Raw genomic sequence first — 13266 nt, 5'->3', positions numbered from 1 at the left:
CGCGGGCGCGGGCGGACCGAGCGCGGGTCGCAGGACAAGCAGCAGCGGGGGGCCGCGCGCATGGACAAGAACGAGAAGGCCGCGCAGGCCAAGGCGGCGCGGGCCGCCGAGGCCAAGCGCAAGGCCGCCGCGCGCAAGAAGCAGTCCGGGCCCAAATTGCTGGACGATGCGGCGCGCGCCAAATACGAGGTCACCGCGCGCGAGCAGAACGGGCTCGGGGCGCTGTGGGCGACCTTCCGGCTGCACACCGATGATCTGCGGCGGCGCAATTTCGCGGCGCGCGCGGAGCGCATGGAATACGGCAGCTTCGACGAATTCGACCGCAGCACACAGCAACTCACCGATCGCGGCTATATCGGCGCGGGCGGCGGCCGCATGAACGTGGTCGGGCGGCCGGTCGAATACCGCGCCACCACCGCGCAGGTCGCGGGCCTGTGGCCCTGGTCGGTGGGCGCGGGCGCACCGCTGATCGGCACCCCGCTCGGCTCGCACCTGCACACCGGCGCACCGGTCTGCTTCGACCCGATGAACTGGTTCCTGCGCGGCAGTTTCATCACCGCGCCCAGCCTGTTCGTCTTGGGCCTCAACGGTTTCGGCAAATCCTCCCTGGTGCGCCGCATCGTCCTGGGCGGCGTCGCGCAGGGCATCACCCCGCTCATCCTGGCCGACGTCAAACCCGACTACCGCAAACTGGTGGAGGTCGTCGGCGGTCAGGTCATCGACCTGGGTTACGGCCACGGCAAGCTGAATCCCTTGGCCGCGGGCGTGCTGGGCTCCATCGTCCCCATGCTGGACGAACTGCCCGCCCTGCAGACCCAGGTGCTGCAGGAGCTGCGCGCTCGCCAGGTCACCCTGGTCGCGGGTCTGGTGGAACTGGTGCGCGGTGCGCGCGTACGCGATTACGAGGAAACCCTCATCGCCACCGCCCTGCGCATCCTCTACCGCCCGGGCAGCGCCTTCACCCCGGACAAGCCCCCGATCATCGAGGACCTGCTCACCGTGGTGGTGGCGGGCGGCGACGAACTCCAACTCGACGCCGGCGCCGACAATCCCGACGAATACCAGAACGCCATCAAGGGCCTGCGCCGCTCACTGCGCGCGCTCACCCAGGGCCCGTTCGGCGCGGTCTTCAACGGCCAGACCACCACGCCCATCGACACCACCGCCACCGCGGTCTGCATCGACGTCTCGCACATCCCCAGCGGTGACAAGAAGCTCAAGGCCGCGGTCATGCTGGCCTGCTGGGCGGACGGTTTCGCCTCGGTCGAGGCCGCGCATGTGCTGGCCGACGCCGACCTGGGCCCGCAGCGCTACTTCCAGGTCGTCATGGACGAGCTCTGGCAGGTACTCGGCCTGGGCGACTTCATGATCGACCGGGTGGACGAGCTCACCCGCCTGCAGCGCGGTATCGCCACCTCGCTCATCATGATCAGCCACACCATCAAGGATCTGCAGGCTCTGGGCTCCGAGGCCGCCATCGCCAAGGCCCTCGGCTTCCTGGAACGCGCCCGCGCCAAGATCTTCGGCGCTCTGCCCGCGGAGGAGATCGCCCGATTGGACTCCACCATCCCGTTCACCTCCGCCGAGGCCGATATGGTGACCAGCTGGTCGGCGCCGCAGGCACTCACCGGTGAGGCGCTCAAGCCCGGCCAGCAACGCCCGCCCGCCCCCGGCACCGGCAAATTCCTGCTCAAGATCGGTGAGGACCGCCGCCCCGGCATCCCGTTCCACATGGAGTTCACGTGGTCCGAGAAGGAGAGCGGAATCCACGACACCAACCAGCGTTTCAGCGAATTCACCGAGTCCACCGCCCGCCGCGGCACCGACGCCGGGAGTACCGAATGATGCCGCACAGGTCGTATCGAAGAGTTTCTCCGGAGGTGCGCCAGGCCGCGGTGGAGCAGGTCATCGCACTCACCGGAAAACTGCGCTCGGAATCGGAGGCGTGCCGGGTGGTCGCGGAACAGATTGGCGTGCACACCAATTCGGTGCGCAACTGGGTCCGCGCGGCCGAAACACCCGGCCTGGAGCAGATGGACGCCACCAACCTGCGCCGCAAGGTCGCCCTGCTGCAACAGCAGCTGGCCGCCGCCGCGGAGATGAACCGCACGCTGGTGGAGACCCTCTACGATGCCAAGCGCGGCGTATGACCGCGCTCCGGCAGACCCTATGACCCCGGATCCGGCGTGCGGACACGCCGACTCGGGAAACCCGCTGGTATGGCTCGGGTGTCGGTCTCAGCGGCTAGCCTGGAGACAAGGTTCGGTGCCTCGTACAGGCCGTGCGTCGGTCGGTGCGGCCACCGCGCGAAACACAGGGCAACGCACGAAACTGGTGGTGATGCTGGTGCTGAGCGTCGCAATGCTGGTGTCCGCGTGCGGTAGTGGCAGCGGTGGTGATTCCAAGCCGACCCGGCTGAATCCGCCCACCTCCACCACCCGCCTGCTGGAAAGCGCCCCCGTGCCCGATCCCACCACCGCCGACGGTGTCGCCGTCGCGGCGCTGCGCGAGATCTACACCTGGTATCCGGTCACCGAATCGCAGAGCGCGGCGCTGGGCCGGGCACGGAAATGGCTGGGTCCCACCCTCATCCGTACACTGGACACACCACCCACGAGCGCCGAAACGCCGAAGGCGACGCTGCAGTGGGCCGATTGGGGTAAGGCCGGAGCGCATATCGAGGCGTTCGCCTTCGCCTCGGGTGAGAGCGCTCCGCCGGGTGCGGATCCGAATCGGCAGCAGTACAAGATCGGTATCGAGCAGACGGTCGTCTATCCGGACGGGCGGCGCACGCCGCTTCCGGCCAGTACGGTCGTCGCTACCGTCGTACGAACCAACGGCACCTGGCTGCTCGACGGATTCCGTTGATCGGCAACAACATTCAGGTCATCTGAGGAGGCTGGAGATGGCGAAAGCACCGGTGAAGGATCCGGCCGACCCCGGTCCGGACACCACGCTGCATCTGATCTACGCGGGCTTCGCGGTCTTCGGAACCCTGTGGCTGGCAATCCAGTTGGGCAATCTGATCGACACCCCCAAACAGGATGTGCCGATCAATCCGATCGCCATCGCGGTGGTGCTGGCCAAGGGCAAACTGGAGTGGCGCACCAGCTCCACGGTGATCGTGATCCTGGTGATCCTGGGCGTCCTGGGTTATCTGCTGTACAAGCGAAGGGCCAAGGCGCGCAAGGCCGTTGGCCGTCTGCCGGTCGACGACAAGGCCGATTACATGGGCAACGGCGGCGCCATCAAGGCGCTCACCGAGGCGGGCGTGCGCGATAAGGCCGATCAGCTCGGCATGCGGCTGGGCCGCGACGATATGCCCGGTGTGCCCATCGGTCTCTCGGTCGCCGACGGCTGCATGCTGTATGGCTCCTACGAGGATCTGCACATCGACATCTGGGGTCCGCGCCAGGGTAAGACCACCTCGCGCGTCATCCCGGCGATTCTCGCGGCCATCGGCCCGGTGCTGGTCACCTCGAACAAGCGCGATGTCGTCGATGCCACCCGCGATGTGCGCGAGACCAAGGGCAGCCCCATCTTCATCTTCGATCCGCAGGACATCGCGACCGATCCGATGAATTCCGATGACCGCGCGCACAATTGGTTCTGGGATCCGCTGGCCTGGGTCGACGCCCGCAGCGACGGCTGCGAGATGCGCGCGGCCCGCCTGGCCGGTCACTTCGCAGACGGTGACGACAGCTCCGGTTCGGTCGCCACCTCCACCGACACCTTCTTCGACCAGGAGGCCGAGGATCTGCTCGCGGGCCTGTTCCTGGCCGCCGCGGTGGACGACCGCCCCATCACCCAGGTCTGGGAATGGGTCACCAACCCGCAGGACACCGAGCCGATCGAATTGCTGCGCCGCTCCGGGCGTTTCCATTTCATGGCCTCGGGTCTGGCACAGCAGTACAACGTCGACGAGCGTACGCGCAGTGGCGTTTTCGGCACCGCCAAGAAGATGGTGCGCTGTCTCAAACTCTCCAATGTGCACCGCTGGATCACCAAGGAGTTCGGCGGTCAGCAGTTCGACGAACTCGCCTTCATTCGCGATAACGGCACGCTGTACTGCCTCTCGCTGGAGGGCCGCGGTTCGGCCGCGCCACTGGTGAGCGCGCTCACCGAGGCGGTCATCGATGTCGCCACCCGCGAGGCGTCCCGCTCACACGGCGGCCGCCTGGAGATTCCGCTGCTCGCGGTGCTCGACGAGGCCGCGAATGTGGTGCGCTGGAAGGATCTTCCCAAGCAGTACAGCCACTTCGGCTCGCGCGGCATCGTGGTCATGACGGTATTGCAGTCCTGGGCGCAGGGCGCGCGCTGTTGGGGCGCCGACGGTATGGAGGCGCTGTGGGCCGCGGCCAATATCAAGGTGCTCGGCAGCGGTGTGGACGATACGAAGTTCCTGACCGAACGTTCCGAGGCCATCGGCGATTACGACAGCATCTCCCAGTCGGTGTCGGAATCCAAAGGCGGTAAGAGCTATTCGCGGTCGCTGGGTTCCTCGCGCACCTTCAGCGTGAACGGTCTGGCCACGCTGCCGCGCGGGCGGGCCATCGTATTCTCCTCCGGCACACCGGCCGTGCTGGTACGCACCGTGCCGTGGTGGGAGGGCGAGTACAACGAAGAGGTGCGCAAGTCCATTACGCATCACGATCCGTCACCGCGTCGCAAGACCGAAATCGTGGATCTGATCGGTGCGCCGTCGCTGATCAAGGCAGAGCCGGCGAGTGACGCCGGGCAGATTGAGGAGGTCCGGCCGCTGTGAACGAACAGCAGGAAACACCCATGGTCTACGCGACCGTGGTGGAGTTCGTGGAGAACTACCTGAGCCTGGTGTACCGGCGGCAGGTGACCGATATCAGCGATACCGTCTGGTGCCCGGAGTGGTGGAAGCATGCCGAGGCGGTGGTGCGCCTGGAGGCCATGTGGCGGGCGTGGGAACACTTCCGCAAGGACGGGAAAACCGGTCTGTCCGTATGGTTTTTGGATCACGCCGATCCGCATATGGCCAAGCTCTTCGATCCGAAGGGGCCGTTCAAGTACTGCAGTGTGCGCAACGGCCACAAGGACATGCTGACACCGCTGCCGTTGAAATCGCCGCAGCAGGGGCTCTTCAGTGATCCCAGTATGGGGGACTTCCGCATGTGAGCCGTGCGGGATCGAACCGGAAGGTGATGTGGCGGATCGTGTTTCGACAGAAACCCGATCCGCCACGCTCGTAGTACGGACCGCTGGTCAGGAACGGACGCGCTCGCGCCCGCGGGCTTCCTGCTCCCGCGCCCGGCGCTGCGCCACCGCGGTTTCCTGTTCCCGGGCCTTGACGGCCTCGGCCGCGGACTGCGCCTGCCCGACCTCCATCAGCATGCGCACCGCCGCCAGTTCCGGGGCGATACCCATCCGCGAAAGATGTTGGGCCAGAGCGGTCCGGCGCTCGACGGAGTCGTATCGGACGAGGGACTTGTTCATCGCGGCCTGGGTGGCGGCCATCCGGGTGGCCTCCGCCTGCGCGGCGAACCTGTCCTTCTCCAGCGATACGCCCTTGTCGAGCGGGGGTTTCTCGATCATGCGCGCAAGTTCCACATTGCGCGGATCCTTGGCCTTGGCGTCCGCGGCCTCCCGGAGCTGACGCTCACGGGCTTCCTTCTGCCGGGCTTCGGTGACTTTGACGCGGGCTTCCGCCTCTTTCTGGCCACGTTCCCGGGTGCGCAGCGCGACAAGTGTCGCGAGCTGCAACATTTGCCTCATCATCGCCGCGGTTTCGCGGCCGATGTCGTCGAGTTCCTCGGCCATCGCATGCTCCCCGATGCTGCAGTGATCACTATGGATGATTGTGGTGCTTCGTCACGGACAACGCCACACGAACGGTGATTCGGATAGCAAGTTCCCGCCTGCATAACGTGACACCGGGAGCACTGGGAGGCGTTGGGGGTTCTGCCCGTTGGGGATTGCCCGGGGCTTTACTACGCCACTTCGTACTCCGTTCTACGAGATTACCAGCGAAAACTTGGATACCGCCGCACGCGCGCGTCGCGATACAGCATATATCGCACATTTCCGGCGGTGTGCGGAAAACTCAGGATTTTCTTTGGTTAGGAAAGCCTTACACAGAACCTTCGGTGGCCGCTTCTCGGTGGTTTTCCCCGCGAACGGCTCGGGCCCGGCAGCGCGCGCCGCCGGGCCCGAAAAACCATGCCGGTCAGTCGATTCGGACCGACCGGATGGTTACGTCGTCGACCGGCTTGCCATCGCCACCGCCGCCCTGCACACCGGCCGCGGCGATCTTGTCGAGCGTGGCCAGCCCGGCCTCGTCGACCGTGCCGAACATGGTGTACTGCGGGGGCAGCTTGGAGTCGCCGTAGACCAGGAAGAACTGGCTGCCGTTGGTGCCGCCGCCATCGGTCGGGTCCGGTCCGGCGTTGGCCATCGCCAGCACGCCGCGCTTGTAATCGATCGGCTGCTGGGCGGCCGGATCCATCGGGGCGTACTTGGTGGTCGGGTACTCGTTGTCGAATTGATAACCCGGACCGCCGGATCCGGTGGCCGAGGGATCGCCGCACTGCAGCACCTTCAGGCCCTCGCCGGTGGTCATACGGTGGCAGCTGGTGCCGTCGAAGAATTTCTGCTTCGCCAGGCTCTCGAAACTCGCCACGGTGCAAGGAGATTGGTCCGCGTCCAGCTTCATGCCGATCGGACCCTGCGTGGTGTCGAGAGTGGCGTTGGCGCTCTTCACATCCGACGGCTTGTCGACCTTCGGCTTCTCCACCGGACGGGCCGCCGGGGTCTGCGTGGCACGGTAGTCACACGCGGCGCTCGCCGTGGTCTTGCTGTCGTCATCGCCCCGGGTCAGATAGTAGATGCCGACTCCCGCCGCGACCGCGACCACGACACCTACGGCAGAGGCGGCGATGGTCAGCTGCTTGCGCTTGCGCGCCCGCTGGGCCCGACTGGCGACCTGACGCTCCAGCTTCCGTTTCGCCGCAGCGCGTCGCTGTTCATTGCTCGGCACTAGCTAGTCCCTCCGTATCGGTTGCTTCCGGGACTAGAGTGTGCCACCAGTTCCCGAGTGCGTGTCATCCCACTGCTCATTTCCGTCGGCACGCCGGGCAGCGTTTCCGAGCCGGGTTCTCTCCAGTGACCCAGCGGCGCGGAACTCGATACATCCGGTGACATCGCCGGCGCGTTCGGTGATCCGGACAACACTGCGAATTGTCGTATTTGACCGAGTGTGGTTGGCGCGCAACCGATACCGTTGATGGGCGCTCCCCGGTTGTCGTCGGTGCTCTGTGTCACACGCGCCGGTGATGATGCTCATCCGGTCTCGGTGTGAGTCCGGGACGCCCGAGAAGGGCGCTGCCGAGTCACCCGTCAACACGGGTCATGCGACAGGTTGTCATAACCGCAGCACGATAACCGGTTGGACTTGTCGGAGCACCATGGGGAAAACTGAACGGCGTGACCAAGACCAGCAGCTTCCGTGCCCCGAAGGGTGTACCCGACTATCTGCCCCCCAGCTCCGCGGAGTTCGTCGCCGTGCGCGACACCCTGATGAACACCGCGCGCCTGGCCGGATACGGGCATGTGGAGCTGCCGATCTTCGAGGAGACCGCGCTGTTCGCCCGGGGCGTCGGGGAGTCCACCGACGTCGTCAGCAAGGAGATGTGGACCTTCGCCGACCGCAATGGCGAGAGTTTCACGCTTCGGCCCGAAGGCACCGCCGGTGTCATGCGCGCGGTCATCCAGCACGGGCTGGACCGCGGGCAGCTGCCGGTCAAGCTGGCCTACTCGGGACCGTTCTTCCGGTACGAACGCCCGCAGAAGGGGCGCTACCGGCAGTTGCAGCAGGTCGGCGTGGAGGCCATCGGCATTGATGATCCGGCCTTGGACGCCGAGGTCATCGCCATTGCCGATCGCGGCTTCCGGACGCTCGGACTCGACGGTTTCCGGCTCGAACTCACCTCCCTCGGCGATGAGACCTGCCGCCCGCAGTACCGGGAGCTGTTGCAGGACTTCCTGTTCAAGCTGCCCCTGGACGAGGAGACCCGCCGCCGCGCCGAGATCAACCCGCTGCGGGTGCTCGACGACAAACGGCCCGAGGTCAAGGAGATGACCGCCGACGCGCCGCTCATGATCGATCACCTGTCCGAATCGGCCAAGGCGCACTTCGAACTGGTGCTGGGCTATCTGGACGCGCTCGGCGTGCCGTACGTGGTCAATCCGCGCATGGTGCGCGGGCTCGACTACTACACCAAGACCACCTTCGAATTCGTGCACGACGGGCTGGGCGCGCAATCCGGCATCGGCGGCGGCGGCCGCTACGACGGGCTGATGGCCGAACTCGGCGGGCAGCCGCTCTCCGGCATCGGCTTCGGCATCGGTGTGGACCGCACCGTGCTCGCCCTCGAGGCCGAGGGCAAGACCGCCACCGACGGCTCGCGCATCGACGTGTTCGGCGTACCGCTGGGCGATATCGCCAAACAGCACCTGGTCGCACTCGCAGCCCAGCTGCGGGCCGCCGGAATTCGTACGGACCTGGCGTACGGCGGGCGCGGTATGAAAGGCGCTATGAAGGCGGCCGACAAATCCGGTGCGCGTTTCGCCCTGGTTCTCGGCGACCGTGAGGTCACCGAGGGTGAGATCGGGTTCAAGGATCTCAGCAATGGCGAACAGCGGCAGATCCCGCTCGCCGAGGCCGTGGCCCAGGTGACGGCAGCCCTCGCCGCCGAATAGGGCATAGCTCGACCCCCTTCGTCCCGGAGAGCCGAAAAGCTCTCCGGGACGCGGTATTTCAGCTCGGTAAAACCCGGCCGTTCGGCCGGTGGAACCGGCCCGAATCCGGGCGGTTCGCGCGACACTGCTGGTAGCGTCCCCGGCGGTGCGCGGACCAGTGCGCCACGCCGACCGGCGCGCCACCCGGAACCGGACGAATGCGCAACCGTGACTGAACAATCCACGCCCGAGCCCACCGATACCGTGGGGCTCGATCTCATCGCCCCGGAGTTGCTCGCCCCCGCACTCCGCAGGCTCACCGCCGCGGCCGTCGGCATCGGGGTGGGCGTCGGACTGCTCGCCGCGATCCTGGTCGGCTGGCCGGTGGCGGTCGCGATCGGCCTGGTGCTGGGCGCGCCCACCGCGCTCTACGCCATCGCCGCGCAGCGCAGGCGAATCCGACTGTCCGGCACCGTGATTCGATCGCGGACCTGGCGCGGGGAACGCGCTCTCGACATCGCCGCGGCCACCGGGGTGGAGATCCTGGTCCGCCCGGGGCGCTTGAGCCGTATCGTCCTGCGCGTCACCGCGGGCCCGGACACCCGGATCGTGCCCCTGGGCATGTACACCGATACCGGCGACGGCCGCGAACTCCACGCCCTGGGACTGCGGAAATTGGCCGACGCGCTGACCGCGTGCCCGCTCGCGGCCGCCCTCGCGGTCTCGGACATGTTGATCCTGCAATCGCGCGCCGAGACCCGGGACGACTATGCCGAGGCCCGTCCGCTCTACCGCGCCGCCCGCCTGGTCCGGGACCGGGACGCGGTCTCGACCGTGGTGCTCACCGATGCCGATGTCGCCCAACTGGCCCGGTGATCCAGCGCCCGGATCACCGCGGCGAGGTGCGCGCACCGCGGGTTTGCGCACCGATCGCGGGTGGTGTCTGTTTGCTCACGATGCGGCGCACAGTCCGGGCGTGCGGACGGGGCGGGCGGTTAGGGTTGGGCCGGAACCGACTATCGCGAGGAGTTCGTCGTGAGCACTGCCGCTCGGCCGACACCAGTCACCGTGACCGTCACCGGGGCCGCGGGGCAGATCGCCTACGGGCTGCTGTTCCGGATCGCCTCGGGGGCATTGCTGGGGGCCGAGACTCCGGTGCGACTGCGCCTGCTCGAGATTCCCGCCGCGGTGTCCTCGCTCGAGGGTGTGGCGATGGAACTGGAGGACGGGGCGTTCCCGCTGCTGGCCGGGATCGATATCTCCGATGACCCCTGGGTCGGATTCGACGGCGCGAATGTGGCGCTGCTGGTCGGTGCGCGACCGCGCACGGTGGGGATGGAGCGCGGGGATCTGCTCGCCGCCAACGGCCCGATCTTCACCGATCAGGGCGCGGCCGTCAATGCCAACGCGGCATCGGACATCAGGGTGCTCGTGGTCGGAAATCCGGCCAATACCAACGCCTTCATCGCCATGAACAACGCCCCCGATGTGCCCGCCGAGCGGTTCACCGCGCTGACGCGGCTCGACCACAATCGCGCCATCGCGCAGGTGGCGGAGAAAACCGGCGCGGCCGCGGCCGACATTCATCGAATCGCGGTCTGGGGCAACCACTCCGCGACGCAGTATCCGGATCTCTCGTACGCCACCGTGGGTGGCAAGCCCGCGCTGGAGTTGATCGATGATCGGGCGTGGGTGGAGAACGATTTCATTCCGACCGTGCAGCAGCGCGGTACCGCCATCATCAAGGCGCGCGGGGCGTCCTCGGCGGCCAGCGCCGCCAGTGCGGCGATCGACCACGTGCACGATTGGGTGCTGGGCACCCCGGCCGGGGAATGGACCTCCATGGCGGTGCCCTCGGATGGTTCCTACGGGGTGCCGGAAGGGTTGATCAGCTCATTCCCGGTCACCTGCGCGGATGGCGGATACCGCATCGTGCAGGGGCTGGAAATCGACGAATTCTCCCGTGCCCGAATCGATTCCAGTGTCGCGGAGCTGGCGGCCGAGCGCGATGCGGTGATCGAGCTCGGCTTCGCCAAACGTTCGGCGAACTAGCCGCGCACCTTGGCGATGACGTTATCGCCGTACCACTTGATCTTGGTGATCTTCTCTTCCAAGGTCTCGGTGTCGTGCTCCTTGGCGTAGGAGTTGCGGAAGCCCACGATCAGATCGGTAATGCCCTTCTCCTCGACGCGCTTGACCCCGTCCGGGGTGTAGCCGTCGTAGGAAACGGCGTGGATCTCGAATTCGCCGGGATTGTCACGCTCACCGCGCAATTCGTTGATCCGGGCCAGGTACTTGTCCAGTTCCTCGGCATTGCCGCCCGCGTGCATCCAGCCGTCGGTGAGCCGCACCGCGCGGCGCAGCGCGGCATCGCTGTGCCCGCCGACCAGGATGGGCAGTGGTTCGGTGGGCGCGGGGGTGAGCTTGATCTTCGGGATGTCGTAGAACTCGCCGTGGTACTCGAAGTACTCGCCGGTGGACAGGCCCTTCACGATCTCGATGCATTCGTCCAGGCGCTTACCGCGGCGCTCGAACGGGACGCCCATCATCTGGAAATCCTCCGGCCACGGGCTGATGCCCACGCCCAGGGCGAAACGGTTGTTGCTCAGGCGCGCAAGCGAACTCGCCTGCTTGGCGACCAGCACCGGCGGGCGGATCGGCAGCTTCAGCACGAACGGGGTCAGGCGCAGCGTGGTGGTGGCCGCGGCGATGGCGGCCGACAGCACGAAGGTCTCGATGAACGGCTTGCCGTCCAGGAACTCGCGATTGCCGTCGGGTGTGTACGGATACTTCGAGTCCGATTCCGCAGGGTAGGCGATGCTGTCCGCGACGGTGATGCTGTCGAACCCGGCCGCCTCGGCCGCCTGAGCGAGGGGGATGTAGTAATCCGGATTGGTCATCGCCTCCGCATAGGTGAAGCGCATCGGGTCTTCCTCTCGACAGTGAGCAGAATGCAAACTAGAACAGATTCCAGTTTCTTGTCGTGATGCTAGCCCGGAATGCCCGCGAAGGCGATGGATCGGGGCGAAAAGCGCCGGCCGGTTCAGCCGTGCTGAAGTGCAGCATCCGTTGTAGCGCAAGGGCCGCGCACTCGCCCGCGGGGGTCTCGGTGGCTGAGATGGCGGGTCCACGGGGTTGCCGCGGGAATCTGAATCTTGTTCTAATCTCAGGCATGACCATCGCCATCACCGGATCCGGGTCGGGCATCGGAGCGGCCACCGCCGCGGCGCTCACCGCGGCGGGACACGACATCATCGGCATCGATCTGCGCAATGCCGATGTGACCGCCGACCTCACCGATCCGGCGGCCCGCGCCGCCGCCGTGGAGGCGGTGCTGGAGCGTAGCGGTGGCGTGCTGAACGGCCTGATCCTGTGCGCCGGCGTCGGCCCGCACGTCCCCGATCCCAACTTCGTGGTCGAGATCAACTACCGCGCCACCGTCGCCTTCCTCGACGCGCTCTTCCCCGCCCTGCAAAAGGGCGAATCCCCTGCCGCCGTGGTGGTTTCCTCGGTGGCCTCCACCCACATCAAGTGGGAGGAGAACCCCATCAATCTGGGCACCGAAGCCGAATCCTTCGCCTCCGCAGGCGATTTAGCGGGCCAGTTCGCCTATGCCTCCTCCAAGAACGCCCTCACCGTGGCGGTGCGCCGGCGCGCCGTCGAATGGGGTAACGCCCGCGTCCGCCTCAACACCGTCGCCCCCGGCAGCGTCGACACCCCGCTGCTCCAGGCCGGTATGGACGACCCCCGCTACGGCGACGCCATCCGCAATTTCGTCGCCCCCATCGGCCGCAACGGCACCCCCGCGGAGATCGCGTCCCTGATCAAGTACCTGATCGGCCCCGACGCGGGCTTCATCCACGGCGCGCAATTCGTCATCGACGGCGGTATCGACGCCCAGGTCCGCCCCACCGCGGTCTGACCCCTCCGCCGGGCTCGCGGCCCGGCCCCCGATCGGTGGCCGTCGCCCGCGAGGTGTACAAATCCGCATTCGGTCTCGGCCCCCGCGCGATGCCGCGGTCTCGGAGCAGCTACTCCGAGACCGCGGCATCACCGTGTACGGGGCCGACTCGCCGACACAGGTTCGAAAACGGTTGTGGCGCAGCCGGTGTGGATCCCGGCCCCAAACATGCCGGGATGACGGTCGGCCCGACCTCGCGGGGTTGACGGCGGGGCCTGTCTTTTTCGGCGCGTGCGGTTAGATCTGCTCCGGGTCGTAGTCGTCGGTGCCCGCGAGTTCGTCCTCGGGTTGACCGATGACGCCCGGTGCTGCCGCGCCCAGGTTTCCGGTGAGTTCGCTTTCAGCGGAGACGCTGTGGTGCGGCTGGACCGTCCGCGAATACTCCTGGTCGGAGCCGCCGCCGCGACCCGCGCCCGCCGCGCCGGGGGAACCCATGAAGCCGGGAGTGCCGGGGCCGCCGATGCCGGGGCCGCCCCCGGTGCCCGAGCCGAAGGGGTTGGCCTGGGCGGTGATTCGGCCTCCGGGGATGGAGGAGCCGGGGCCGCCGGGGGTCGAGGGGATGCCACCGCCGAGGCCCGCGCCACCACCGCCACCACCTC

At 67.2% G+C, this 13266-nt stretch carries 12 protein-coding genes and 1 pseudogene; 9 read left to right on the top strand and 4 right to left on the bottom strand.

Annotated features, from left to right (window positions below):
- The 5 genes from NA10_RS37870 to NA10_RS34470 all read left to right on the top strand — a co-directional run.
- Window positions 1–1845, top strand: a 1845-nt coding sequence (locus NA10_RS37870) for a putative type IV secretion/conjugal transfer ATPase (protein ID WP_373862484.1), incomplete at its 5' end; no start/stop codon positions are given.
- The gene (locus NA10_RS34485; protein WP_067574905.1) at window positions 1842–2150 is read left to right on the top strand and encodes a transposase; all 309 of its coding nucleotides are present in this window, start codon (window positions 1842–1844) and stop codon (window positions 2148–2150) included. The genes NA10_RS37870 and NA10_RS34485, both read left to right, overlap by 4 nt.
- 190 nt (window positions 2151–2340) lie before the next feature.
- A complete protein-coding gene (locus tag NA10_RS34480) occupies window positions 2341–2868 on the top strand; it encodes a hypothetical protein (protein ID WP_084515681.1) in 528 nt (175 codons plus the stop codon).
- 37 nt (window positions 2869–2905) lie between these two features.
- On the top strand, window positions 2906–4765 hold the full coding sequence (locus NA10_RS34475) for a type IV secretory system conjugative DNA transfer family protein (RefSeq protein WP_067574903.1): 1860 nt from the start codon (window positions 2906–2908) through the stop codon (window positions 4763–4765).
- Window positions 4762–5148 carry a DUF4913 domain-containing protein gene (locus NA10_RS34470; protein ID WP_245678220.1) on the top strand — a complete coding sequence of 129 codons (387 nt, stop codon included), beginning with the start codon at window positions 4762–4764 and terminating at the stop codon, window positions 5146–5148. Before NA10_RS34475 ends, NA10_RS34470 begins: the two co-directional genes overlap by 4 nt.
- An 87-nt stretch (window positions 5149–5235) precedes the next feature.
- Here NA10_RS34470 and NA10_RS34465 read toward each other — a convergent pair whose 3' ends face one another.
- Together NA10_RS34465 and NA10_RS34460 are read right to left on the bottom strand one after the other, a co-directional pair.
- Window positions 5236–5790, bottom strand: coding sequence for a hypothetical protein (locus NA10_RS34465; RefSeq protein WP_067574902.1), 555 nt, complete (start codon window positions 5788–5790; stop codon window positions 5236–5238).
- A 406-nt stretch (window positions 5791–6196) separates the two neighbouring features.
- Complete coding sequence (locus NA10_RS34460) at window positions 6197–7006, bottom strand: peptidylprolyl isomerase (protein ID WP_067574901.1); 810 nt, start codon at window positions 7004–7006, stop codon at window positions 6197–6199.
- Between the two features lie 446 nt (window positions 7007–7452).
- Here NA10_RS34460 and hisS point away from each other — a divergent pair, with 446 nt between their 5' ends.
- The 3 genes from hisS (at window position 7453) to NA10_RS34445 (ending at window position 10758) form a co-directional block, all read left to right on the top strand.
- Window positions 7453–8727, top strand: coding sequence for a histidine--tRNA ligase (gene hisS, locus NA10_RS34455; RefSeq protein ID WP_067574900.1), 1275 nt, complete (start codon window positions 7453–7455; stop codon window positions 8725–8727).
- 207 nt (window positions 8728–8934) lie between these two features.
- Window positions 8935–9582, top strand: coding sequence for a hypothetical protein (locus tag NA10_RS34450; RefSeq protein WP_067574899.1), 648 nt, complete (start codon window positions 8935–8937; stop codon window positions 9580–9582).
- Between the two features lie 159 nt (window positions 9583–9741).
- A complete protein-coding gene (locus NA10_RS34445; protein WP_067574898.1) occupies window positions 9742–10758 on the top strand; it encodes a malate dehydrogenase in 1017 nt (338 codons plus the stop codon).
- Here the strand turns inward: NA10_RS34445 and NA10_RS34440 are convergent.
- Window positions 10755–11630, bottom strand: a complete 876-nt coding sequence (locus NA10_RS34440) for a TIGR03619 family F420-dependent LLM class oxidoreductase (RefSeq protein ID WP_067574897.1) — start codon at window positions 11628–11630, stop codon at window positions 10755–10757. The two genes, NA10_RS34445 and NA10_RS34440, sit on opposite strands and share 4 nt — an antisense overlap.
- Window positions 11631–11878: 248 nt before the next feature.
- Between NA10_RS34440 and NA10_RS34435 the strand changes: the two genes are divergently transcribed.
- The gene (locus NA10_RS34435; RefSeq protein WP_067574896.1) at window positions 11879–12628 is read left to right on the top strand and encodes an SDR family oxidoreductase; all 750 of its coding nucleotides are present in this window, start codon (window positions 11879–11881) and stop codon (window positions 12626–12628) included.
- A 276-nt stretch (window positions 12629–12904) separates the two neighbouring features.
- Here the strand turns inward: NA10_RS34435 and NA10_RS37865 are convergent.
- Window positions 12905–13266, bottom strand: a pseudogene (locus tag NA10_RS37865) (hypothetical protein); the annotation flags it as partial.

This window comes from Nocardia acidivorans NBRC 108247, from assembly GCF_001625085.1.
GTDB classification, from domain to species: domain Bacteria; phylum Actinomycetota; class Actinomycetes; order Mycobacteriales; family Mycobacteriaceae; genus Nocardia; species Nocardia acidivorans.
The sequence above is the reverse complement of the archived record's forward strand: the minus strand, read 5'-3'. Positions and strand labels throughout refer to the sequence as shown.